General features: G+C 36.8%; 19 protein-coding genes and 1 pseudogene. 15 read left to right on the top strand and 5 right to left on the bottom strand.

The genetic code is table 11. The annotated features are described in order from the left end of the window. Nucleotides 1–202 (bottom strand): annotated as a pseudogene (locus BLR88_RS03260) (IS701 family transposase); the annotation flags it as partial. Between the two features lie 93 nt (nucleotides 203–295). On the opposite strand from BLR88_RS03260, the gene BLR88_RS03255 reads away from it, so the two are divergent. The 15 genes from BLR88_RS03255 to BLR88_RS03190 all read left to right on the top strand — a co-directional run bounded on the left by BLR88_RS03255 (nucleotide 296) and on the right by BLR88_RS03190 (nucleotide 19743). Then, nucleotides 296–2689, top strand: coding sequence for a lantibiotic dehydratase (locus tag BLR88_RS03255; RefSeq protein ID WP_254778206.1), 2394 nt, complete (start codon nucleotides 296–298; stop codon nucleotides 2687–2689). 225 nt (nucleotides 2690–2914) lie between these two features. After that, nucleotides 2915–4744, top strand: a complete 1830-nt coding sequence (locus BLR88_RS03250; RefSeq protein WP_057899910.1) for an ABC transporter ATP-binding protein — start codon at nucleotides 2915–2917, stop codon at nucleotides 4742–4744. Next, nucleotides 4725–6020 carry a lanthionine synthetase C family protein gene (locus BLR88_RS03245; RefSeq protein ID WP_236781913.1) on the top strand — a complete coding sequence of 432 codons (1296 nt, stop codon included), beginning with the start codon at nucleotides 4725–4727 and terminating at the stop codon, nucleotides 6018–6020. Before BLR88_RS03250 ends, BLR88_RS03245 begins: the two co-directional genes overlap by 20 nt. A gap of 155 nt (nucleotides 6021–6175) precedes the next feature. After that, nucleotides 6176–6874, top strand: coding sequence for a response regulator transcription factor (locus BLR88_RS03240; RefSeq protein ID WP_057899908.1), 699 nt, complete (start codon nucleotides 6176–6178; stop codon nucleotides 6872–6874). Further along, the gene (locus BLR88_RS03235; protein ID WP_057899907.1) at nucleotides 6861–8288 is read left to right on the top strand and encodes a sensor histidine kinase; all 1428 of its coding nucleotides are present in this window, start codon (nucleotides 6861–6863) and stop codon (nucleotides 8286–8288) included. The genes BLR88_RS03240 and BLR88_RS03235 overlap by 14 nt, the downstream gene beginning before the upstream one ends. A gap of 283 nt (nucleotides 8289–8571) precedes the next feature. Next, the gene (locus BLR88_RS03230) at nucleotides 8572–8754 is read left to right on the top strand and encodes a hypothetical protein (RefSeq protein ID WP_057899906.1); all 183 of its coding nucleotides are present in this window, start codon (nucleotides 8572–8574) and stop codon (nucleotides 8752–8754) included. A gap of 670 nt (nucleotides 8755–9424) precedes the next feature. Next, nucleotides 9425–10882 (top strand): type I restriction-modification system subunit M, encoded by a 1458-nt coding sequence (locus tag BLR88_RS03225; protein WP_057899905.1) that lies wholly within the window; start codon nucleotides 9425–9427, stop codon nucleotides 10880–10882. Between the two features lie 6 nt (nucleotides 10883–10888). Continuing rightward, the gene (locus BLR88_RS03220) at nucleotides 10889–12049 is read left to right on the top strand and encodes a restriction endonuclease subunit S (RefSeq protein ID WP_057899904.1); all 1161 of its coding nucleotides are present in this window, start codon (nucleotides 10889–10891) and stop codon (nucleotides 12047–12049) included. Between the two features lie 43 nt (nucleotides 12050–12092). Continuing rightward, entirely contained in the window at nucleotides 12093–15434 is a 3342-nt protein-coding gene (locus BLR88_RS03215; RefSeq protein ID WP_057899903.1) for a DEAD/DEAH box helicase family protein, read from the top strand. Between the two features lie 582 nt (nucleotides 15435–16016). Beyond that, the gene (locus tag BLR88_RS20030) at nucleotides 16017–16382 is read left to right on the top strand and encodes a PTS transporter subunit IIC (RefSeq protein ID WP_057899902.1); all 366 of its coding nucleotides are present in this window, start codon (nucleotides 16017–16019) and stop codon (nucleotides 16380–16382) included. Between the two features lie 39 nt (nucleotides 16383–16421). Next, on the top strand, nucleotides 16422–16736 hold the full coding sequence (locus BLR88_RS20025; protein WP_322787639.1) for a PTS transporter subunit IIC: 315 nt from the start codon (nucleotides 16422–16424) through the stop codon (nucleotides 16734–16736). 43 nt (nucleotides 16737–16779) lie between these two features. Next, nucleotides 16780–17814, top strand: coding sequence for a DUF1835 domain-containing protein (locus BLR88_RS03205; RefSeq protein WP_057899901.1), 1035 nt, complete (start codon nucleotides 16780–16782; stop codon nucleotides 17812–17814). A 420-nt stretch (nucleotides 17815–18234) separates the two neighbouring features. Beyond that, nucleotides 18235–18492, top strand: a complete 258-nt coding sequence (locus BLR88_RS03200; RefSeq protein ID WP_057899900.1) for a hypothetical protein — start codon at nucleotides 18235–18237, stop codon at nucleotides 18490–18492. Nucleotides 18493–18562: 70 nt separating this feature from the next. Further along, nucleotides 18563–18874 carry a transposase gene (locus BLR88_RS03195; protein WP_091259919.1) on the top strand — a complete coding sequence of 104 codons (312 nt, stop codon included), beginning with the start codon at nucleotides 18563–18565 and terminating at the stop codon, nucleotides 18872–18874. 41 nt (nucleotides 18875–18915) lie between these two features. Further along, nucleotides 18916–19743: a CPBP family glutamic-type intramembrane protease gene (locus tag BLR88_RS03190; RefSeq protein WP_091259917.1), complete on the top strand. Its 828-nt coding sequence runs from the start codon at nucleotides 18916–18918 to the stop codon at nucleotides 19741–19743. Between the two features lie 296 nt (nucleotides 19744–20039). Here the strand turns inward: BLR88_RS03190 and BLR88_RS03185 are convergent, their stop codons facing one another. From BLR88_RS03185 to BLR88_RS03170, 4 genes are all read right to left on the bottom strand, one after another. Next, nucleotides 20040–22190 carry a YhgE/Pip domain-containing protein gene (locus BLR88_RS03185; protein WP_091259915.1) on the bottom strand — a complete coding sequence of 717 codons (2151 nt, stop codon included), beginning with the start codon at nucleotides 22188–22190 and terminating at the stop codon, nucleotides 20040–20042. An 85-nt stretch (nucleotides 22191–22275) separates the two neighbouring features. Next, nucleotides 22276–22722 (bottom strand): aminoacyl-tRNA deacylase, encoded by a 447-nt coding sequence (locus BLR88_RS03180; RefSeq protein ID WP_057899061.1) that lies wholly within the window; start codon nucleotides 22720–22722, stop codon nucleotides 22276–22278. Nucleotides 22723–23014: 292 nt separating this feature from the next. Next, nucleotides 23015–23827, bottom strand: coding sequence for an ABC transporter permease (locus BLR88_RS03175; protein ID WP_057899060.1), 813 nt, complete (start codon nucleotides 23825–23827; stop codon nucleotides 23015–23017). Between the two features lies 1 nt (nucleotide 23828). Further along, nucleotides 23829–24959: an ABC transporter permease gene (locus tag BLR88_RS03170; protein WP_057899059.1), complete on the bottom strand. Its 1131-nt coding sequence runs from the start codon at nucleotides 24957–24959 to the stop codon at nucleotides 23829–23831. Nucleotide 24960: the final 1 nt, after the last annotated feature.

Genomic DNA, 24960 nt, shown 5'->3' with positions numbered 1-24960 from the left:
TGAAAAAATGGCTCAGTGTCGTTCGATGGTTGGGATGAAAGCTCTCATGATGCAGATCGGTCAAGGTTCCCACAAATCCTTTCGTTGTCAGCGCATCGATAATATGAACGAGATGCTTCATGACCGGCTTAGAGAAATAAAGGGCCAGCCCCAACATTGCGAAAAACTTGTCGATTCCTTGGTGATGTGGTAGTCTATTCATGAGACATGAACCTCCTTGAGAATGGTTTGGTGACACATCTATTCTAATCAAGGAATCGGGTTCATGTCTCCTTTTTTGTTCGGATGTAAATTTATGTTAGTGAATTTGCTCATCTACAGTAATATAGAAGAATTGGTCAATGAGTTAATTGATATTCAAGATTACATTCACAGATATACCATGACGCCTTTAGGTGAAGGTGAAAAAATATATAAAGATTTGCACAGGAAAATGGCTAAATTGGCAAAGACAGAATATGTATTGCAAGTTGATACGAAATTAAATTTAAAAGAAAAGAAGCTTAACAAACAAGTTATAAAAGATTTAAATCAATTGATGCGTATACTTTTGCCTTTTTCGATGACCTATCAACAAACAGATTCTCCGTTTTCAAGATATAAGCAAGAATTTATCGAAAAATATGGTGTGGACAGAGAGGTACCTTTACTGGAAATGCTTGATAATGATTTTGGTATAGGTGCTCCTTTGGATTATGAAAATCCCAAAAACTCAAAACTAGAAGTTGGAGTTATAAATCATTTGACCGATGAGAAATTAAAAGAATATTTTTTTAATAAATATGTACAGGCGGTTAAAGATAATAAAAGTATAACGATAATTGATGAAGAGATAAAAGAATTAGGGTTGGATGATTATGATTACAACAGTATCCCTGACTCATTAGACATAAACGTAATAATGAAATGTGATTCTAAGGAAGATTTTGATAACAATAATTTTAAATATTATCTTGGTCCTAATTTAGGATCTACACATGCAGGGAAAAGTTTTGGAAGATTTTCTTATATGATGGAAGGTGAGCAGAAACTATTCGAGACATTAAACGAGGAAATTCTGGAACTGAATAATGATTTTGATGATTATGTAACTTGTGAAATCGTTTATTTGCCAAATGAAACAAGAAATGCAAATGTAACCAGAAATATTCACAACAGTGAATATGAACTCGCTTTATTTACAAACAGCAGCAGAGATGAATCTCATAGGTTAAGTTTAAATGATATTCTGATCGGTATAGAAAATGATATTTTTTATGCAAAAAGCAAATCGCTAGATAAAAAATTAATTATTACTATGAATAATATGCTGAATACGCGAACAGCCCCTAATGCTATTCGATTCCTGTATGATGTAAGTTTAGACGGTAAAAAGATTTGGTATAATTTTCCTTGGGATACGATCTTTTCTGACTATCCTTACATCCCCAAAATTGAATATAAGAATTTCATTATATCACCGCAAAAATGGGTGATAAATAAGATTATCAATACAAAGAACAAAATAGATTTTGCGGAATTTAAAGAACTTTTCGAGAAGTTTTGTTTAGATTATAATGTACCGAAATATGTTTATTTAACTTTTGCAGATAATCGGGTTCTTTTAAATACTGAGGACGAAAATTGTTTGAGAATTCTTCATCACCAATTTAATAACAGATTTGGAAATATCATATTAAGTTCTTATGAAGATGCTGGTTATAATCTTGTTAAAGATCATGCTGAGGAAGAATATATTTGTGAATTGGTTATTCCGTTAGTTAAAGTTAAACAAAAAAATAACGATATGTATTCAAAACCCAAAAAATCAAATAATATCTCCAGTTTATCAAATATAAGAGTAAAATTACCTTTTGAAGATTGGATTTATCTAAAATTGTATGGAGTCAATTCCAGCGCGGATGATTTAATTGCCTTTCATATTTCGGAATACTGTCGCGATAAGTTGGCTAAAGGCGAAATTGAAAAATACTTTTTTATGCGATATGCCGACCCGGAACAACATATAAGATTAAGGTTCAATGCAAGTGAAGAGAAACTGTTAAGCATGTATCCCGACATCAAACAATGGCTCCGAACTTTAATCGAAAAAGGGTTGCTAAATCGTTTTTCCATTGATTCTTATGAAAAAGAAATTGAACGTTATGGCGGAACTGAATTGATAAATTTTGCAGAAACCTTATTTTGTTTTGATAGCATAGTAGTAGAAGACATGTTAAGACTAAAACGTTTAAAAAATATTAATTTTAGCGATGAAGTTATCGGAATGATTTCTATCATTCATTATATGGAACAGTTCGGTTTAGATTATGAAAGTCAATTGGATTTCTTACAACAGCAAATAAATAAACAGGACTATCGGGAAGATTTCAAACGCAATCGCTCTTTTTATATGAAAGCATGTAATACCGACAATAATTGGAAGGGGTTAAGAGAAAGTGAAGAGGGGATGTTATTATTAAATATTTTGAATCAGAGAAACAGAAGCATAAAAGAGTATGCAAGCAAGATCAAGGAAGGTCTGGAAGCTTCATCGGAATTATCCATCTTAGACAGCGTGATTCATTTACACTGTAACAGGTTATTCGGGATCGATCGGGAATTTGAAAAGAAAATCCGAACATTGGTTGCGCATACTTTATACGCATTAAAATACATTAAACTAAATGAAGTGGTATTGGAAAAATAAAGATTGCGGAAAAATTAAAAATGCAGGTTTGACCCTTCATTTGTGCAAGCTCTTGGAGTTTGCACAAATGAAGGTTTCACATGTTAAAGCTTTTTTAAAAACGAAATCCAGCGGCAAAAGTTCGGCAAGTTATCTCCTGTTAACTCAGGTTACACTTCTGAAAGCGAAAAAAGCCTTTATGGCTGGAATAAGGTTTAATTCTAGCATGTGAGGATTGAAAATACTATGAATATAAAAGAGTATGATGATCACGTTACCGTAAAAGATATAATTAATTCAATAAAGATGGTTCCCAAGACGCTTGTTCTCATAAAGAAAGTAGACAGCAAAAGTTTTTTTATCATTATTTTCCTGAGTTTATTAATGGGGATCGCGCCTATTATTACATTATTCGGTTCGCAAAATTTACTTAATGCAATCGGGTTCCAAAATATTCGCATTATCGTATCCGCATTAATTTTTTATATTTTTGCCAACTTATTCAGTGAGATTATCAGCAGTTTTACGGAATATTACCAAAATAAATTTCAAACTTTACTCAATTACAAACTTAATTTAAAAGTAATGGACAAGTGTACAAAACTGCCCTTAAGACATTTTGAGGATGCTGAAGTTTATGACAAGTTGCAAAGAGTTCAAAATGAAACACCGTACAAACCATTTGAAGTGTTTTTGTCAATATTAAGTACAATATCTGCTATTGTAACACTTTTCTCATCAGTAATGATCCTAATAAATTGGAAACCTTGGGTATTGATTATATTAATCATAATACCGGTAATTTTTTCTTTTTATTTTTTTAAAATCGGTCAAAGAGAGTTTAATGTCAGTTGGCTGCGTGCTCCGGAAAAAAGAAAATCATGGTATTTATCCTACTTAATGACAAGAGATAACACTTTCAAGGAAGTAAAATTATATAACCTTGCTGGATATATATTAAAACAATTTAAAGAAATTAATAAAAAGTTTGTTAAACAGGATATTAAGCTTTTTAAAAGAAGAACAGTTTTTACATTTATATTTGAGGTCGTAGAACAAATATGTATAAATACAGTATTGGTTATTATCATCATCTCAGCGTTGGCAGGTGAAATACTTGTTGGTAATGTCGTTGGGCTTATTCAGGCGTTAAACTTAATTTCAAATAATTCCAGAAAGATACTAAATACTATTCATTCTTTGTATAAAAATAATTTATATATTAATCAACTATTCGAATTTTTGGATTTAGAAGAGGAAGTATTGAATAAAGATGATAGATTAGCATTAGGAATAGACAAAATCGAAAATATAAAGATAAAAAATTTAACGTTTAGTTATCCAACCAATCCTAAAGTTGTATTAAAAAATATTAACCTTGAGATCAATAAAGGTGAAAGAATAGCAATCGTCGGTGCTAATGGTTCGGGGAAAAGTACTCTTATAAAACTTTTATTGAAACTATACGATCATGACGAAGACAGTATTTATTATAACGATGTATCTATAAATGATTTGGATACAGCACAATTAAGAAAATGCATCGCGGTGTTATTCCAAGATTTTGTCAAGTATGAATTGAAATTAAGGGAAAATGTGGGGTTCGGCGATATCACACGAATTGATAATGATAAGGAAATAAAACAAGCCATGGAAAGAGCGCAGGTAGATTTTATCGAGGATTTGAATACTCAGATGGGTTTATGGTTTGTAGACGGCGTGCAGCTTTCGGGAGGACAGTGGCAAAAGGTGGCTATTGCCAGAGCGTTCTTTAGGGATGCGTCTGTATATATATTAGATGAACCAAGCTCAGCGCTGGATCCCATTTCAGAAAAAGAAGTCATTGATATGTTTATCAATATGACAAAAGATAGAATCGGTATATTTATATCACATCGACTATCTACGGCAAAGCTTGCTGATAAAATTGTGGTAATGAACGATGGTGAAATAATCGGGATAGGTACTCATCATGAACTTTTAAATAATAATGATTTATACAGAAGAATGTATGAATTAGAAACTTTGCAAAACGAGGTGGAATATGAACGTCTCAGTGAAAGAGCTAGTTTGTAATATCGCAAAAAAATTATCGGATTATGAGAATATGAAGTGTATTGTTAATCATCCAAATAATTATATTAAAATAGGAAATAGGAGTATAAATCCATTTAATGAATTGAGTTTAAGCCATGGTTTACCGGCTTTATGCGCGCTATACGGTGAATTGAGCGAGCAATATCCCGATGAAGATTGGGATGTATTAGGGCATCAATATATGAAAAGGATTGGTGAACAAATAAATCAAAATGGTTTCTCCTCTTTATCCATGTTTAGCGGATTGGCCGGTATCGGTCTGGCTGCAGTATGCTTATCTAAAGAAGGGAAAAGATATCAAAACTTTATCTCTAATATTAACCAGATAATAGATGAAAGAATAGAATCGATCATAGATTATTTAAAACAGAAACAGTATCCGAATATGGATGATTATGATGCGATTTCTGGAGTCGCGGGTATAGCAAGTTACTGTATGTTATTCCCGCAAGAAATGGAAAAAAGTATATCTTTAATCTTAAAATATATTGTAGACTTATGCCAAGACAAACAGATTGAAGATATAAAAGCTCCGGGATGGTATATTCCTCCTGAAAATTATTTTTCGGAAAGGGATAAAAGAAATTGGCCCGACGGTTTCTTTAACATTGGTTTGTCTCATGGCATACCTGCTTTATTAATCGTTTTATGCAATGCAAAAAAACTTAATATTTATGTAGATGGACAAGATGAATGTATAAAAAAAATAGCCGACTTTCTTATCAAATTTCGTATTAAGGAAGAAAATGAGGCTTATTGGGGCACACACGTTTCTCTGGAAGAATACAAAAAAGGATCTATCCTAAACAAAAATACAAGAGATGCATGGTGCTACGGAACTCCCGGTGTTGCTTATTCATTACTTATAGCGGGAAAAACGCTAAATAATCAATCATATATTGACTGCGCCGTCAGTGGAATGGAAATAGCAAGCAAACGACTTTACGATATTTATTCTCCTTCGTTTTGTCATGGTTTATCAGGTGTTGCGTATATCTGCAATAGATTTTATGAAGAAACGAATTTAAGCTATTTTAGAGAAACAGCCCTCAAATTAGCGAATGATATAATGGAATTTTATAATGATGAATTTCCTTTTGGTTTTAAAAATATTGAGGGGAGCGAAGAAAACAGGGTTTATTATGATTACGTTGGATTAATAGATGGAACAGCAGGAATTTTATTGACGATATTAGCTATACAAAACGGTAAAAAAACGCCTTGGGACTGTGCATTTCTATTATCTGAAGTTTAAAATTAAATCATACAGTACTGTTATTGTTTAATCAGACTAAGAAAAAGGCAGGGTATTCTCTGATTACGTTAAGAGGGTACCCTATCTGCATAGATATTGAACACGTTAAAAAATGTGTTCTAATTCCAATGATCTGTAAGGTGGGATATGGAAGAATGAATAAAAAGAAAATTTTAGTCGTTGATGATAATGAAGATATTTGTCTCACGATAAAACAATATTTGGAACTTTATAATTACATTGTTGAAATTGTACATAGCGGCACCGAGGCATTACAAATCATCAATAATAATTTTGATTTGATTATTTTGGACATTATGATGGAAGGCATTGACGGTATGGAATTGTGTGGCATTATCCGTGACAGAGTGGATTGTCCTATCATATTTGTTAGCGCAAAAACGCTGGAGGAAGATAAGGTTCAAGCCCTTTCTATAGGCGGAGACGATTACATGACTAAACCCTTTAGTTTAAAGGAGTTAAAGGCAAGAATAGATTCCCATTTAAGACGAGAAGAGCGGATCAGATCGAATGATAGGCATCTTCTAAGTTCTAAAAATATTACGATAGATCTTTTAGCTAACGAAGTCTTTTGTAAAGGTGTTAAATTACAGTTAACAAAAAAAGAGTATGAAATCATTAAATTGTTAATGTTGAATAAAAATATGGTTTTCTCTAAAGAAAGAATATTTGAACGTGTATGGGGATTGGATTCGGAAAGTCAGTTAGAAACGGTTACAGAGAGCATTAAAAATATCAGGAAGAAAATAAGATCTTTAGATAAAGAAACTTCCTATATTAAAACATTATATGGATTAGGCTATAAATGGGATGTTACATATGAAAAAAGATAAAACAATAAAAAGGGATTTTTATTTATTAGTTGTTAAGGTCTTCTTGTCAACCATTATATCCTCACTTATTACTTATTTATGTTTATTATTATTCATATTTATGTTTACAAATAATAATACGATCAAACCGACGGATTATTTTGTTAAATATCTGGATTTAATTGAAGAAAAGATTGAAGAAAACTCAGCATCCATTTTAATGGGGCGATTAATTGATATAAAGTCCTATAGCGAGAAAATTCAGGGGGAAGTTTTGGACATCAACGGTAATCATATGTATGGCGATAAGGGAGTTGCTGGGGACAAAATAGATATCGGTGAAGTTATAAATCATGAGATTGTAAAAGGAAGTTATGTTTACAAATTTATACCTATTAAACATGATAACTCTATTCAAGCGGTGTATGTGCTGAAAGCTCCTTTCGGGTTCATAATTAATAATAAGGATCGCCTCGGAGTGGTATTCATTTATATTGTGCTGCTGATTTCTCCGTTAATATTTTTTATTATTTATTTAATTTTATTTACATCTAAGCTGTATAAATCATTGTTTAATAATATTAAAGTATTGCTTCAGGCCGCAGATAAAATTTCGAACGGTGATTTTGACTTTAAGGTCCATGGACTTAAAAGGCAAGAGTTTATAAGGATACAAGATTCTTTTAATACAATGATTAGCGCCCTTAAAGATATGATTGAAAGTTTATCAAAGATTGATGATGAACGTAAAATAATGGTGTCATCGATTGCCCACGATATAAGAACTCCTTTAACCGTAATCCAAGGACAAATGGATTTAATTGCTGCTCTGAAAAACCTTGATAATTTTGATATTACTCCCCATTTAGATATTATCCGCAAGAATTGCAGTAAAATGAGCATGCTTACAGACAATTTGTCGTTACTATATAAAGTAGAAAAAGCAGACTTCTTGTTGAATATTAAAAGAATTGATTTAAACAAAATGCTTGAAGAGAAAAAGCAAGAGATATCAACAATGGCCTATAATAAAAAATCCGTAAAAATTAATTTTGATGTCAATTTAAGCAAACAATTTTATTTTCTTGACGAAGCAATGTTAATGAGGGTCTTAGATAATATTTTATATAATAGCCTAAGATTTACAACAAGTGGAGAAATTAAACTTGAGGTCCATGATGAAGCCGATGGACATAGTAATAAAATTTATTTTAAATGCATGGACACGGGAATCGGATTTAAGCAAAAAGATACATCCGTTTTGTTCAAGGCTTTTTATCAAGATGATCAATATAAAAATCATGTTGGTTTAGGTCTTTATATTTCTAAAAAAATTGTAAACAATTATGATGGAGAGATTTGGGCATACAACAACGAAAAAGGCGGAGCGACAGTTGAGTTTTATATAAAGGTGCTTTCAAATTATTTATTATAAATTGGGACAAATTTTGGGGGTAGACCAAAATTGTTGTGCGAATTTGCTTAACTTTAAAAAGTTCTTCCTAATTGAGTCCTTTATTTTAAAAATATGTTCTGCCGCAACTGGCCTTGTGCTTCGGATGCATCATGTTAAAACATAAAGAAGGATTTAGTCGCAAAAAAGGCGTATAAGAAGGTCCCCTCCTCTCTGTTAAAAAACTTTGATTTTCTGTTATACCCCCCTTTTTTGAAAAAAGTAACATAAGGTATATCTTTTTATGTAAGCAGATGCAATTTTTATGATAATAAGATCTAAGAAGGGGAAAATAGATGAAAAAGAAAAAATTGTAAAATGGCTATTTTTAGCTTTATTTGTTATCATTTTAGGATTTTTAGCCTATTTATTTTATCAAAAAACTGTTATTGTTGGACAATTGGAGGAAAGAGAACAGTTATTAACTGCTGTATCAATGGAATTGTAAGAAAATAGATATAAATATAGTGATTTTCAAGATATAGGTGTAGTATATAATTATTTTAAAGGTGGAGAGTTCTCTTACCAAGTATATGTTGTATGTAAGGAAGATCCATCTCGTAAATATTATTTTGGATGGAAAGACCATAAAAAAAATGAAGTTACGCTTGAAGAAGAAAGTGCCAATTAAATATCAAATTTAAAGGGACAGTTCAGTTTGGAGATGCCCCTTTTTGAAAGAGCATTGCCAGCAACTCTACTTATTTTTTGCCTCCGTATTTACCTAATCTGCATCTCTTTTTTATAGTGATAAGGGAAAGATGGCTATTGAATGGATAGTTATTAATAAATGCTAAAGGCTCTTTTCACAAAGATTGTTGTTTGTAACGTAAAATTTTTACTGAGCTAACGGGCACAATTGGATTGCTTTTTTGGCGCAGTCAATAATTAAAGAAACTTTGGATTGTATTATGAAAAAAAGAATAAGAAGTTGTGGTGTATTATATGGAGGAAGATTGTGTAATACATTGCTGATTTTTTGTTGATATGCTAACCTATACGTACGAGGCATGCAACATTCTCCTTTGCGTAAAAATCGTTGGTGGTACATTTATTTTTACACAGGATGAATGTTGAGGCCTCTTTTTGTTTGCTGGAAATAGCAAGGGGGTAGCTGCATGATTACAGGGGAATTAAAGAACAAAGTCGATAAAATATGGGAAACATTTTGGACAGGCGGGATCACAAATCCGCTGACGGTCATTGAGCAGTTTACATATCTTTTATTTATTAAAGGGCTTGACGAAGTGGAAGCAAAAAATGAACAGGAAGCCGGTCTGTTAGGTATTGATTTTGAACCAATCTTTCCTGAAGATAAACAACACTTGCGTTGGAGCAAGTTTAAAAACTTAGAAGCTACGCAAATGTACGAAATCGTATCAAAAGAAGTATTCTCGTTTATTAAAAATCTGCATGGTAATAAAGATTCTGCGTACGCCAAATACATGAACGATGCGATTTTTATGATTCCTACACCGCAAATGCTTTCAAAAATTGTGGATGGTATCGACAATATCCCGATGAAAGATCGCGATACACAAGGAGATTTATACGAATATTTGTTGTCAAAAATTGCGACAGCGGGAACGAACGGTCAATTCCGTACACCGCGTCATATTATCAAAATGATAGTAGAGTTAGTAAAACCAACACCGGAAGATATTATTGTTGACCCGGCGGCTGGTTCTGCGGGCTTCCTGGTAGCGGCAGGTGAATATCTGCGTGATAAGCGAAGTGACTTATTTTTAGTCCAAAGTTTAAAAGAACATTTTAATAACCATATGTTTCACGGCTTTGATATGGATCGTACGATGCTGCGCATCGGTGCGATGAACATGATGCTTCACGGTATTGAAAATCCGAATATCGAATATCGTGATTCATTATCTGAGCAAAACAAAGATAAAGACAAATATACGCTTGTTCTTGCCAATCCGCCTTTTAAAGGTTCGTTAGATTATGATGCGGTTTCAAGTGATTTATTAAAGATTTCCAAGACAAAGAAAACCGAGCTTTTATTCTTGGCCTTATTCTTGCGCATTTTAAAAACGGGCGGACGTTGTGCGTGCATCGTGCCGGACGGAGTGTTATTTGGAAGCTCGAAAGCGCATAAAGATATTCGCAAAGAAATCGTGGAAAATCATAAATTAGAAGCGATTATTTCGATGCCAAGCGGCGTATTTAAACCATATGCGGGCGTTTCGACGGCGATTATGATTTTCACGAAGACAGGTGCTGGCGGTACGGATCAAGTATGGTTTTACGACATGAAAGCGGATGGCTATTCGTTAGACGATAAACGCAACCCGATTGAAGAAAACGACATTCCGGATATTCTTGCGAGATTCAATAATCTTGAAGTAGAAAAAGAACGGAAACGCACGGAGCAGTCGTTTTTTGTGCCGGTGGAAGAAATTCGTGAAAACGACTATGATCTTTCGATTAACAAATATAAAGAGATTGAGTATGAAGAAATACAGTATGAAGCACCGGGTGCGATTCTTGAAAAAGTAGAAGCGTTGGAAAAAGAGATTATGCAAGGACTACAAGAATTGAAAGAAATGATTAGAGGGTAAAGCATTATGACTGCAATTAAGTATAAAAGAGTTTCAGAAGTATGTGAAATAATCATGGGACAATCTCCTTCTTCTGATACATATAATAATAGGAAAGAAGGATTGCCTTTTTTTCAGGGGAAAGCTGATTTTGGAAAACTGTATCCAACTCCCAAGATTTATTGTTCTGCACCTTTAAAAATTGCAAATAAAAACGATATATTAATGTCAGTACGAGCACCTGTAGGAGATGTTAATATTGCGAATACAAAGTGCTGTATTGGTAGGGGATTGGCTGCTATCAGAGCGAATAATGATATGATTAACTATAAATATTTATTTTATGCACTAAACTATAAGAAAAATGAAATAGAAAATATGGGGACAGGAAGTACTTTTAAAGCTATAAGTAAAAAAGATATAGAGAATATTAAGATACCGGTTTCCGATATAGAAAATCAAATAAAGATTTTAAAAGCATTAGACAAAGCCCAAGAACTCATCGACAAACGAAAAGCCCAAATTGAAGCGTTAGACCAGTTAACGCAAAGTGTGTTTTTGGAGATGTTTGGCGATCCAGTGCAAAATTCTTTAGGGTTTAAAACAGAACCACTTCATGAATTATGTGTTCACATTTTTGGAGGGGGTACACCATCAAAAAGTAATCCGGAATACTATATAGGAAATATACCTTGGGTAACCCCAAAGGATATGAAGGATATTGTTATAAATGATAGTATTGATCATATTAATGAGGATGCAATAGCAAATAGTTCAGCTAAGTTAATCCCACCTAATTCACTTTTGATGGTTATCAGAAGTGGGATTCTAAAGAAAAAGCTTCCTATAGCGATAAATACTAGAGAAGTGACAGTAAATCAAGATATGAAGGCTTTTGTAGTGGATAAAAATAAGATAACTGTTGAATATTTACTTTATTTCTTTGAATTTTACCAGAAAGTTTTATTAAACCGAGTTAGATCAGTTACAGCTGATAATCTCGATTTTCAACAAATTAAAGAAATATTAGTACCAGTTCCCGCAATAAATAAGCAAAAGGAGTTTAGCAACATCTTTTATAAAGTTCTAGCAGAGAAAAATAAATGCTTACAACAATTAAATGAATTAGAGAATAACTTCAACTCCCTTATGCAACGTGCATTTAAGGGAGAATTGTTTAGTGATTAACAAATATAGAGAGAAATGGTTTCGATTACGGGAGGGGTGTTTGTTGCTATCCAATTTTCATTTTTTAGTAGAGAAGCCACATTATGAGAGCTTTACGAATGCCTGTCTAGAAGCCGAAAAAGCTTTGATTGTCAGCCCGGCGACGTGTGCGATTTTGACGCGCCGCGCGCTGGAACTTGCGGTAAAGTGGGTATACAGCTTTGACAGCGCCTTGAAAGCTCCTTATCAGGACAACCTTTCAAGCTTGATTCATCATCATGGATTTTTGTCGATCATTGACGAAGATTTATTACCGTTATTGCGTTACATTGTCAAACTTGGAAATGTCGCAGTTCACACGAACTCGATGATTACGAGAGAAGAAGCAATTCTTTCCCTTCACAATCTTCATCAGTTCGTCTCTTGGATTGATTATTGTTATTCCGATGAATATACTGCTGCTGACTTTGATGAATCATTGCTGCAAATCGGCGAGGAAAAGCGTGAGCGTCCGGAAGAATTAAAGGATTTATACGAACGGCTAAGCTCGAAAGACAAGCGTCTTGAAGAGATGATGAAAGAAAACGAACAGCTGCGCGCTCTTCTCACAGCCAAACGGGAAGCGAACACGAAAGAGTACGATTTCCAAGTCGATGAATCAAGCGAATTTGAAACAAGAAAGAAATATATTGACTTGGACTTGAAGCTTGCAGGCTGGGAATTTAAAAAGGATGTTGTCATTGAATACCCTGTTGTTGGCATGCCGAATCAGGAAGGAATCGGCTATGTCGATTACGTCCTTTTTGGCGACAACGGCAAACCGCTTGCGGTCATCGAAGCGAAACGAACAACCGCTGACCCGAACAAAGGAAAGCAACAGGCGAAACTATATGCCGACTGCATCGAAAAAATGTACGGCCAACGCCCGATTATTTTCTATACAAACGGTTTTGAAACGAACATTTGGGATGATCTGAACTATCCGGCGCGGAAAATTTCCGGTTTTTATAATAAAGAAGAGTTACGCTTACTGATCGATCGCCGCACAATGAATTTGCCGTTAAAAAATGTAAAAATCAATGACAATATTACAAACCGCTATTACCAAAAAGAAGCGGTTTTAGCCGTATGTGACGCCCTTGAGAAAAAACGGCGCAAAGCATTGCTTGTCATGGCGACAGGGAGCGGCAAAACACGGACGGCGATTTCGATTGTTGATGTGCTCACCCGCCACAATTGGGTGAAAAATATTTTGTTTTTAGCTGACCGCAAAACGCTTGTAACGCAAGCAAAAAATAATTTTAGTCATTTGCTGCCGAATTTAACGCTTTGTAATTTACTTGATAATAAAGATAATCCGGAAGAAAGCCGGATGGTGTTTTCGACTTATCCGACGATGATGAACGCGATTGACGAAGCGAAACGAAAAGACGGAAAACGTCTCTTTACGGTTGGGCATTTTGATTTAATTATCGTCGATGAATCTCATCGAAGCATTTATAAAAAATATCGGGCGATTTTTCACTATTTTGATGCGATGTTACTCGGGCTTACCGCAACACCGAAGGACGAAATTGACCGCAATACATATGAAGTGTTCGATTTAGAAAACGGTGTACCGACCTATGCCTATGAATTAGATCAAGCGGTTCAAGATGGATATTTAGTTGATTATCGTACGATTGAGACAAAACTAAAGTTTCTTGAAGAAGGTATTCATTATGATGACTTATCTGAGGAAGAAAAAGAACGATACGAAGAAACGTTTGATGATGAAGTAGGCGAGGATATTGACAGCGCGGCATTAAATGAATGGCTGTTTAATGACGATACGATCGATACCGTGCTTAAAAATTTGATGGAAAAAGGAATTCGCGTTGAAGGTGGAGACAAACTTGGAAAAACGATTATTTTTGCGAAAAACCATCGTCACGCGGAAAGAATTGTACAGCGCTTTGATCAATTGTTTCCTGAGTACAAAGGTGGCTTCGCACGGGTTATTGATTACAGTGTGAACTATTACCAAACGTTAATCGATGATTTTTCTGACCGCAACAAACTGCTGCAAATTGCCGTATCGGTCGATATGCTTGATACTGGAGTGGATATTCCAGAAGTTGTGAACCTTGTGTTCTTCAAGAAAGTACGCTCCAAATCAAAGTTTTGGCAAATGATTGGGCGCGGAACCCGCTTATGTAAAGACTTATTAGGAATCGATCAAGATAAAACCCACTTCCTCATTTTCGACTATTGCGGCAACTTCGAGTTTTTCCGAGAAAACCCAAAAGGGATCGAAGGAAAAGCGGTGGAAAGCTTAACGGAGCGTTTGTTTAACTCTAAAGTTGAAATCATTAAAGAACTGCAACATTTACAATATCAAGAAGAAGAGTATATTGCCCATCGCAATGAATTCATTGATGAGGTACTAGCCGAAATCAATAAGCTAAACGAAGAAAACTTCCGTGTACGCCAACATATTCAATATGTGCACAAGTTTAAAAATAGAGCCAAGTGGGACTCTTTAGCAGCGATGGATGTAAATGAGATCAAAAAATACATCTCGCCGCTCATTGTTCCGCTGAACGATGACGAATTTGCGAAACGTTTTGATTTACTTATGTACACGATTGAGTTGGCAAAACTGCAAACAAAAAATGCGACAAAGCCGATTAAAAGCGTCATCCGAACCGCCGAAGCGTTATCCAGGCTTGGTTCAATTCCTCAAGTGGTAGAACAAAAATATATCATTGAAAAAGTACAAACAGAAGAGTTTTGGAGCGAAGCTGATATTTTTGAATTAGAAACTGTTCGCGAAGCGTTACGTGATTTAGTCAAATTCCTTGAAAAAGAGACGCAAAAAATTTATTACACGAACTTTAAAGACGAAATCTTAGAAGTGAAAGAAAACGGCCCGATGTTTGATGTCAATGACCTGCAAAGCTATCGAAAAAAAGTTCACCATTACCTTCATGAACACCGTGACCAAATCGCAATTTACAAATTAAGAAACAACAAAAAGTTAACAGCCCAAGATTTAAAAGCATTAGAAGAGATTCTATGGAACGAGCTTGGCACAAAGGAAGATTATCAAAAAGAGTTTGGGGAAACACCAGTGACGAAACTTGTTCGTCAAATTGTTGGTCTTGACCCGCAAGCGGCTAATGAGGCCTTTTCCGAGTTTTTATCTAGTGAACGACTTAACATCAACCAAAGCCGCTTCGTCAAACTGATTATTGATTACTTCGTTAGAAACGGAGTCATGGATAAAAAAGTATTGCAGGAAGAACCATTTAAAACCGCAGGCGGCATTGTCGAACTTTTTAAAGATAACATGGACGATGCGCGGAAAATTATTCGCATTATCGACGAGATTAACAAGAATTCGGAAGATATTGTCGGGGCTTAGCAAAAGCGTGCTTGTAGTATCTAATATTAAGTCGGTTGGGTTTTACTAACACCTAAAAAGGCAAAATACATTTGACAATTAACAATAAATACGATTATTCCCTCAGTACAGGAGCTTACAAATTTTCTTAAAGCGCTTAAAAGTGAATCACCTTATGTATTATTGTCCGAAACACACATTGGAAATTTACAAGGTTTCACGAAAAAATGTCACGAAATGAATATATTTCTACGAATGAAATGATAACAGAATTGTTTGATTGTGGAATAAAAAGGGTTACAACGAGTCATCCTGCTCTTTGGAAAACAAAATAGCTTATACGGGTTATGTGAATAAGCGAAACCCTACAGAGCTCTAGTCGTTGTTAAGCTAGGTTTTTGTAGGGTTTTTTGTTTTTTTAGGAGGTGAGTGTTATTTATGTAGTCGTTTAATTACGAATGTTTACGACAAATAAGGAGGAGGGGCTCAAATGACAATGATCGAATCGTTAATACAATTAGGACCTTCTGTGATGATGCCGATCATTTTCTTTATTCTTGAATTGTTTTTCAAGTAAAGATTGGTCAAGCTTTTAAAGCAGCGATGTTAATTGAGATTGGGTTTGTAGGAATTAATTTAGTCATTGGCTTATTACTAGATATTCTTGATCTTGCCGCAGAATCAATGGTTAACCGTTTTGAGCTAAAGTTAACCGTTGCTGATCCCGGATGGCCAGTCGGTGCTACGATCGGTTGGGGAACTCCGATTGTTCCGTTTGTTGTTTTTGGAGCGATTATTTTAAATGTAATTCTATTATTGTTAAAGCTTACGAAAACTGTAAACATTGATATTTTTAATTATTGGCATTTCATGCTGACAGGCGGCGTTGTGCACACTGTGACAAATAGCATCACGATATCTGTAATCGCTTCTTTGCTTCCCTTCTATATTGGACTGGACACCACCTGACTAGTTGGAAATCCAGCTGTATTAGCAACAGGATTACTACTGATTCCAGGAACGCTTGTTTTAGCTGTGTTTCTCCCAGGAAACAAAGTCCTTCCATTTGTCGACTTAGCGTCGCTTATCTTTCTCGTACCAATGGCGGTTCCTTATTTAAAGAAAAAATTAATTCGTTTGTTTTTATCCGGTATAGTGATTATATTATATGCAGGAAGTTCAATTGCCCCTTTTTATACAAAAACAGCTGAAATGGTGAACGTAACTTTGCCAGAAAATCTTCAATCTGCAACTGATACTGATCATATCCCTTTTTTGAAAATGATGGATAATTATTACATATCCCCTGATCTTATATTATAATACATATGATAGTTTTTGCGATATAGAAAGGAATGATAAAACAATGATAGAAAATCTAAAGAAAATAATAGATGATTTGCCAGAAAAAGAAGCGAAAACATTGTTGTACCATATATTCTTGAGAATGAATCTGGTGGAAGAAACGCAATACAGCCAAGAACAATTTTTTACTGATATGAGCAAGACATATAAGCAAATTCTGAATTACAAAGTCAATCAGATGCATAACAAAGAAAACAAGCCATACAAAAAAGTACATATTATTTTTGGTGTTTCTGCTTCTGGATCTCTACGAATGGTACTTAAGGAGTCAGGGGTAAGTGGAGAAGAGAAAGTGATTACGTTTTCTGACCTGTTTTCTATTGGTCCTGTATGGCAATTGCACACTGAAGAAGGCAGGGAGGCGAGAAAAGAGTGGTTTACAGAGCATTTTCGCTACAGCGAAGGAGACAGCACGCATTATATGCAGCACTTTCAAACCGCCCTCAATGAAATTTACTCGATTCCTTCGGATGTGCCCGTCACAATTTGGACAGGAGAAAACGCCCATGAGCAAACTGGACTCCGATTCGTTTTGTATCTGTTAAGAGAGAAAATAAATACGATTACTATTATTAATACTGCAGAAGCCTATAAACAGCATTTCAATCGACAGGATACTAGGTCTTTATATACAGGGGAAATTAGCACGGAACGATTGCAGACTATATATGATGAAATAGATAGGCTCATTCAGCCACTAACAATTCAGAACCGGGACAGGCTTGTTGAAGAATGGCTTCGTCTTGCTGATACGCGGGAAGTATTGCGTATTTGGAAAAATGGATGCGTGGAGAGTGTTACAGAAGAGTGGTGTGACTCATATATTATCCAGGCGGCTCAGAAGTTTCATAACAAGCAGAAGCAAAAAAATTTCATGAAAGCAGCGAGAGTGATTGGAGAAGCTTTAGGGAGCCTGGAACAATATGTCGGTGATGAATTTCTGGAATATCGACTTAGAATGCTGATAAGTCAAAATGTTTTTGAAGCAATAGGCAGTTTGGAAGCTATGAGGTATTATAGCGTCCGACTGCAATAAAGAGGAAATTGGAAAATATATAAGAATTCCTTTGCTTGTAATTGTAGAAGGATTCTTTCCAAAACACCATTTATCACCAAAAAAGAGCTATGAGTATTTCACAGCTCTTTTTGTGTACATGAGGGTTTTATTTCCGTTTTCACTTAATTGATTTCTTATTCTAAAATTCTGTGATAATTTTTCAGCTACGTTTATGCAGAAACCCTACCAAAAGACCAGAATCCAGCCATGTTTTCCAAGCTTCTTACCTTCACCACAAATGGATGGCGATTTTTCAAGTAAGACTTATATAAAACATTTTTTTAAGATGAAACAGTTTAAATATTACCAAAATTACCATTATAATTATAATAAAAAGTATAGAAAACTTCCCATATAGCACTAGTGGATACCTACTACATTTTACGGAGGATTATAGCTATGGATCATCTAATTGCTTTAGATGCGTGTGCTAGTCCTAAATTAGAACGAGCAAAGCTTGAATATGAATGGGAACAATTTATTTCTGGAAACAATACAAGCCCATCCATTCGTCCCCTAATATACGATTCATGGAAACGATGTCTGGAACAAAACGTAAATCCTTTTCAAAGCAAAACATTCATCAGACTTAGTAAGGAGCAGATCGAGGAATATTTATCAACCAATCTACTATATCGTATTCTAAAACCTCTTTAGCCCCCTAGAGAAGTTGGACACTAAGGGTGTATTTTGATTACACTTATAGTGACAGAGGGGGAAGACATCAATGACAAGAAGAAAGTATTCCATTGATTTCAAAAAACAAGTGGTGAAAGAAGCGAAAGAGACCGGTAATTTAGCAGCCGTTGCCCGCCGTTATGAGTTATCTGCTAACATGGTGGGGTGCTGGAAGCGAGAGTTCGAGAGCGGAAAACATGGAGAAATTGATTTCTCTATGGTTCCGGTCCTTGATGCCGAAGAAGTTGTGAAAGAAAACGAACAACTTAAACGGTTACTTGGCGAACAAGCATTAGAACTTGCGATTTTACGTGATTTGATAAAAAAGAAAAACCCTCACTTGCTGAAAAACTTGAAGTAGCGGAACGCTATATTCAGCAGGGCTATCCAAAACGGCTAGTCTTGCGTTTTGCCCGGATTCCACGCTCCACGTATTACTACCATCGAAAACGAAAAGGGCAGAACGTGGAACCAGTGAAAAGTGAGGGACGAGCCATACCGGGCTATTCCCTAAAGCAGGACGGCACAAAAGTGTCCGATGAACAGATCAAAGAATGGTTGATGGAAGGCATGGAAGGCGAAGCCTATGCCTATGGGTACCGTAAACTGACCGTCTTTTTACGTCGGACATACGGGCTTTGTATCAACAAGAAAAAAGTGTACCGATTATGCAAGGAGATGGATATTCTACGGCCACAGCGCCAAAAACGGGATTCGTACCCGAAAAAGCTGGCACGAAACCGCATTATTACCGGCTCGAATCAATTGTTTGAAACGGACATTAAATACGGGTATATCGAGAAGACCGCTTCTTTTTCATCCAGTCCGTTCTGGACGTATATGACCGTTCGGTCATTGCGTATCATATGGGTCTGTCCTGTGAGGCAAAGGATGCGAGTCGTACGATACAACAGGCATTATTTAAACGGCAATTATTTGGAACAGATACGCTTCCCGTTCTTCGTTCCGATAACCGAAGAAATAATTTTTCGCGGCTTGATTTACAAGTATCTTTGCAGAAAGTATGGGTTTGGAATAGCAACGATAGGTTCAGCTCTTATTTTTACAATGGCTCATTTTTTTGTACCGATGCTCTGGGCGGCGTTATTTATAATGGGCTGTTGTCTAGCTTATCTTTTTAAAACGTATCAAAGTATATTCGCTCCATTGTCACTTCATATACTTACAAATAGCATCAATATCATTGCTTTATCCTGGATATTATTTTAAAAGCCGTTCCGGGTTATGGAACGGCTTCTTTCGTTTACATTTTGATTATTATCGGACATTCAAATAAAAACAGGGGAATAGTGGAAAACTTTACTTTAGTTTTTCGTTAATGATTCAAGTGCATTGATAATAGCTGACTGCTTTTGTTTTTGTAGATTCATTCAATCGTTCAGTAAAGAAATTCTTTCCTCCCTTGCGGATGTCAAACGAGCCGGAGCGTTTCCGAAACCTCATGCGCACATCCTTATAGCTTGATAGATAACCCGAGAAGAAAAGTCCCAAACTAAGCCAGAACGCTAGTGTATCAGTTTGCTTTCCTTTGCCTTTTCGACAAACCTCGCGGAGGAACGGTTGAGGAAGTCTTTCAAAGCGACCCCTATGACAAGCGCGATAGCGACATAAACCGCCATCATCAGTAAGTCCTTCCCGATAATATCCCAGAGGATTCCACCTACAGCCTCCCTCATCATGCTGATCGCGTATGTAAACGGCAGATAAGGATGGATCGCCTGGAAAAACGGCGGGGTTACCTGAATCGGGAACGTACCGCCAGAGCCAGCAAGCTGAAGGACCAAAAGCACGATTGCCATTGCTTTGCCGACGTTGCCAAATACGGATACAAGCGTATACACGATCAACATGAAAACAGAGCTGAGCAGCATACCGAACAGGACAAACCAAAGCTTATCCACCACATAGGTTCCAAGCAGAAAGATATCTCCCAGTGTGACCATGAGAGATTGCAAGACAGCCAACGTCATAAATGTAAGATAGCGACCAAAATAGATCTGGTAGCTTTTGTAATTGGCATCATGGTGATGCACTTCCACCGTTAGCAGGGAGACTAACAGTAGCGCACCGACCCAGAGCGATAGGGTTGTAAAAAACGGTGACATGGCCGAACCATAGTTGGGAATCGGGAATAGCTTGTTTTCCTTCAGCACGACCGGTTCGGCAAAAAACTCACTCGTTTTTTTCGTATTATTTATGAGTAGGTTAATAAGTTGGTCCAGTGTGCCTTCCTTTTCCATGGTGCGTATCCAATCTGCCAGGCCTTTGATCCTGGCCTCGATTGCAGGGAGATTTTTTTGTATCGCTGACAGCTCCTGGTTGCCGATGGTCAAGCCTTGTGCCGCGTCATGCAGGAGTCGCTGCACATCCGGAATGCTTTTGTTTGCCTCCACCAGCACAGCATAAGCACGCTGGGTGGCTTTTTTCGTGTTTTCCACCGCCTGAAGGATACGTGATTGTATTTCGTTGTCGTACCGCTGTAGAATATCATCAAGGATGACGGAGGTCTTCCTGGAAAGCTGATCCAAATGGTTGATTAGCTGGGCCGCAGGTTTTTCTCCCTGGTCAATGGCTGATGTGATTGTGTTTACCGTTGCCAATTGCTGCTGGAGGTGGTTACGAATCTGCTTCAGCTTTCCGGTAAAGATGGAAAGGCGATTTCCGCCCGCAAGGTTATTCAGCCGGTCGAATAGCGCGATGATATGCTCCGTGACAGCGATGCCGGTCGACAGGCGTCGGGAAGCTTGATTCAGGGCTGCTTTCACCACGGCAGGCTCGATCTTGGTATCTTGTAGAATATCGGTCAACTGTTCCATAGCCATGGCCGTTTGCTGGAGTAGGAAGAGATCTTGCTTGATCGTCGGGGAGAGCGCATCGAGAGCCTCTGTTGTCCGGTCGAGAAGTTTCTTAAATTTTTGGGTGACATCCATGCCGTCCTGAGTCAACTCTGCCACAATAGGCAGATTGGTTTGGGCTTTTCGGACGATACCGTTCGCCTTGTTAATGTCTTCCAGAGCGATATTCACCGTTTGATTGATTGTGGGAAACATGGCCTCCATCTTGAAGATCAGATTTCTCATTTTTTCGATCATGGGCCGCTGTACTTCCAATTCGAGGCCAATTTCATTAAAGATTCGGAAGATGGTACCGTTTGCCGTTTTGATAAAATTGCGGCTGATTTCATCGACGATTCCGCTGGCGCCTTTGGCGGTAATCTTCGGGGCGATCGCATTGATTTTCTCGTTGACACTGTAGACCAGCTCCGCCTTTTGCGGGTTGTCTGTCAAGACGGTGCCAATCTTCGCAGAGAAGTCGGCGGGAATGACGATGCTGGCATAATAATCGCCGTGTAGAACTCCCCGCATGGCCTCCTGTTCGTTTACAAATGTCCAGCCGATTTTGTGGTTTTCCTTCAACGAGGCGATGACTTCATTCCCGATGTTGATGGGGGTGCCGCGCAGGATTGTTCCTTTGTCATTATTGGTGACGGCTACCGTGAGACCGCCTGTCTGCGAATAGGGATCCCAGGAAGCCTTAATATTGAACCAGGCGTACAGGGAGGGTAAAAAAACGAGCCCAAGTATGATGATGGTGGCGACCCAATTGCTCACGATATTTTTGATGTCGCGGAAATAAAGCAATCCGATCTGTTTCATAGCCAGCTCCTGTTGTTTTTTTTAGTATTGCATCGTTTCGCTTTGGCATACGGAAGCTATTTATCCTGAAATTCTTTAGTTCCCCTTATTCAATGAAAGCAATAGCTTGATTTAGCTTTTCCAAAGCGTTCGGGCTAATTTTCAATGTTGAATGCGGTTCTCCCGTTCCTCCGTAAATAAATGGATAACGAAAAAGCTTACTATCTACTATACAGGGTAAAGACAGGCCTACTAACGGAAGGCTGCCAACAGTGTATCCAGTGATCTGTTGGACTTCTTTTGGGTGTGCCAGTTTTAGTTGATTACATTCCAGAATTTCTGACACTTTTTCCAAGTTTACATGCCCGCGATCTCCTGAGATTATCATCGCAAAATACCCTTTTTCTGACTTGAGAACCAATGTAGGTGCAGTCTGACCTATTTCAATTCTGAAATAATCAGCACCTTCTTGTGCTGTATGAATGGGGTTTTCATGATGAATGATTTCAAATTGAACGCCATTTTCTTGTAAAATCGTTTTTAAATGCTCCATGCTTCCTCTAAACTCCTTACGTTTACTTATATGGATATATTTGGATTACAAAAAATATAATGGAACCTGTACGGATAAATCCTTTTTTTAGCCTGCCTGCCCTTCTGAATATCATGAAGCTTGATGATTCATAGTTTATTGGATAGGGGAGACCCTAAACATCCTTAGAAGCTTGTCTTAGCATATAGCAAAAATTATAAAATTAAGAAAGAAATTTTGCAAAAAAATGAATAAGGTTGTTTGTGTCCAGGCAATAAGGGGGAATCCGGTCGCAACTTTATTATAAGAGAGACTATCTTACTTGGCGTGTTTTAAAACAACGGTAAATTGCACCAACGAAGATGATGGTAAGTGCCAAAATATAGGCATAAAAAATTGGATAAGGGAGTGGAATGGTAATTTCGCTCCAATTCACTGTTCGTTGACTATCAAATATGTTTTCAACTCTCATGAATTCGGTCATGGATGCATTTTTTATGATCCAGATAATGGAAAAATGTGAGATGTTCCGGATGAAAAAGGGGGTAGCAAAAACTACACCCGCAACAAAAAATACAACCAAATATGATCGATTGATTACAGAAAGCCAGAGAACAAAGAGGCCAAATGCCACACATCCCAGCCAGTTTGTCGCAATCTGAATCATGCAGTATTGCCAGATACTTATAGCGTACGGTGACGATGAGTATTTCTGCAGACTCTGAATGGGCAAATTCCATCCTATGTCTCCGACCATGAGGATGTTAAAGGTTATGTTCAAAATCCAAAATCCAAGTACCAATACCGTGATGAATGATAGGGAGGCGAGGATTTTGGCTGTTACCAATTTGTTCCTTCCATATTTGGAACTCAGGATGATGGAATCAGTTTTCAATTGGTACTCTTGCGAAAAGGAAGTGGATAACGCAAGTAAAATGAGTATTCCCTCAAAGATCGACCCTGAAGAGTAAGAGAAATCAGCAATTCGATCCCACGCCATCATCGAGTGCCATGTATAATAAGTATGAGTGGTGAACAGATATATGCTGGCGAATAATCCGATCATCAGCCATACGATTTTATTGTTCCATATCTTGTATAATTCTTGCCAGATCAGTATACCCAATTTATATCACCTGCCGCTTTTTGATGCTGAACATAAGGAGAAGTAAAGAAATAAATCCATAAGTCAGCATGATGATTAAGAGGTACCAACCATACTGTAAAGGAAATCCGAAAAAGTTAAGAAAATGATAGTTGTCGAGATGGTTAAGCTTGATGAAGTCCGTGAAACGGAGAATGTCAAGCAAGAGTTTTACCGGCATAACCAGTGGAATGTTTGCCATTTCGATGACGACGGGAAATATCAGCACAACACCGCCAATAAAAGCCGGTACAATTGATAATTTTGTCCGTGAAGATAATAGTAAGACAAATATTCCTAAAATAATACAACCTAACGTTGCATAAAGCTGTTGCTTGAGATAAAATGCCCAAATTGGCCCATCAAAACCGGTTGAACTAAATAAATCTAACAATGTAACCAAAGGTTGATTCCAGCCACTTAACCCGTAACAATACCCGTTAAGGGAGAAAACCACACATGCTAACAAGGCATTGATTACAGTACAAAACACTGCCGCCGCCGCAATTTTGGCCAACACAATTTTCCTGCGGCCATATCGACTGCTGAAAATCAGGCTGTCCATTCTGGTGGAATACTCATGACTAAATACATTGGACAATCCTAAAATCGTGAGCGCCCCGACAAAAAAGTAGCCGACCTCATTCATATATTGAATGATGTTTTTCCAGCCATTAAGGTAATAGACGGATTTAGGGTATTCTACTTTTTTCCACACTTCGATTTCTTTAAGCTCCGCCTTTTGTAAGGCACTTACGTTCTCTTTTCCCTTCAGCCTTTCTACTTTTTTCGCTGATTCTTTTAGGAACTGTTCATATTGCTCTTTCAGATTCACAGCGTTAACAATATCCGTAGCAACAGAATTTTGAGCGATCAAATCTTCATTCATGGGCTGCTTCCTTGGCGGGGCCTCCAGAACCTGACGGGCCCAGGCTATTTTTTCTTCAGTTATGTTTCCACCGAATTGTTCATAAAACAGTTTCTTTTTCTTCTCGAGCGCAACATTAAGAGCGCCGAAAAAGTGCAAGCAGTAAAATAATATGAACACGCTCAAAGCAATATAGACTACTTTTTGAGAAAAGATTTTGTATAGTTCATATTTGATCAATTGCATA

Source organism: Aneurinibacillus thermoaerophilus, assembly GCF_900099925.1.
In the GTDB taxonomy this organism is placed as follows: domain Bacteria; phylum Bacillota; class Bacilli; order Aneurinibacillales; family Aneurinibacillaceae; genus Aneurinibacillus; species Aneurinibacillus thermoaerophilus.
The sequence above is the reverse complement of the archived record's forward strand: the minus strand, read 5'-3'. Positions and strand labels throughout refer to the sequence as shown.

What these genes read in the sequence shown, in the direction of transcription:
- BLR88_RS03205 (WP_057899901.1), top strand. Translation starts at nt 16,780, where the DNA reads ATGATAGAAAATCTAAAGAAAATAATAGATGATTTGCCAGAAAAAGAA.
- BLR88_RS03185 (WP_091259915.1), bottom strand. Translation starts at nt 22,190, where the DNA reads ATGAAACAGATCGGATTGCTTTATTTCCGCGACATCAAAAATATCGTG.
- BLR88_RS03235 (WP_057899907.1), top strand. Translation starts at nt 6,861, where the DNA reads ATGAAAAAAGATAAAACAATAAAAAGGGATTTTTATTTATTAGTTGTT.
- BLR88_RS03200 (WP_057899900.1), top strand. Translation starts at nt 18,235, where the DNA reads ATGGATCATCTAATTGCTTTAGATGCGTGTGCTAGTCCTAAATTAGAA.
- BLR88_RS03170 (WP_057899059.1), bottom strand. Translation starts at nt 24,959, where the DNA reads ATGCAATTGATCAAATATGAACTATACAAAATCTTTTCTCAAAAAGTA.
- BLR88_RS03225 (WP_057899905.1), top strand. Translation starts at nt 9,425, where the DNA reads ATGATTACAGGGGAATTAAAGAACAAAGTCGATAAAATATGGGAAACA.
- BLR88_RS03180 (WP_057899061.1), bottom strand. Translation starts at nt 22,722, where the DNA reads ATGGAGCATTTAAAAACGATTTTACAAGAAAATGGCGTTCAATTTGAA.
- BLR88_RS03230 (WP_057899906.1), top strand. Translation starts at nt 8,572, where the DNA reads ATGATAATAAGATCTAAGAAGGGGAAAATAGATGAAAAAGAAAAAATT.
- BLR88_RS03255 (WP_254778206.1), top strand. Translation starts at nt 296, where the DNA reads ATGTTAGTGAATTTGCTCATCTACAGTAATATAGAAGAATTGGTCAAT.
- BLR88_RS03195 (WP_091259919.1), top strand. Translation starts at nt 18,563, where the DNA reads ATGACAAGAAGAAAGTATTCCATTGATTTCAAAAAACAAGTGGTGAAA.
- BLR88_RS03240 (WP_057899908.1), top strand. Translation starts at nt 6,176, where the DNA reads ATGAATAAAAAGAAAATTTTAGTCGTTGATGATAATGAAGATATTTGT.
- BLR88_RS03220 (WP_057899904.1), top strand. Translation starts at nt 10,889, where the DNA reads ATGACTGCAATTAAGTATAAAAGAGTTTCAGAAGTATGTGAAATAATC.
- BLR88_RS20030 (WP_057899902.1), top strand. Translation starts at nt 16,017, where the DNA reads ATGTTAATTGAGATTGGGTTTGTAGGAATTAATTTAGTCATTGGCTTA.
- BLR88_RS03250 (WP_057899910.1), top strand. Translation starts at nt 2,915, where the DNA reads ATGAATATAAAAGAGTATGATGATCACGTTACCGTAAAAGATATAATT.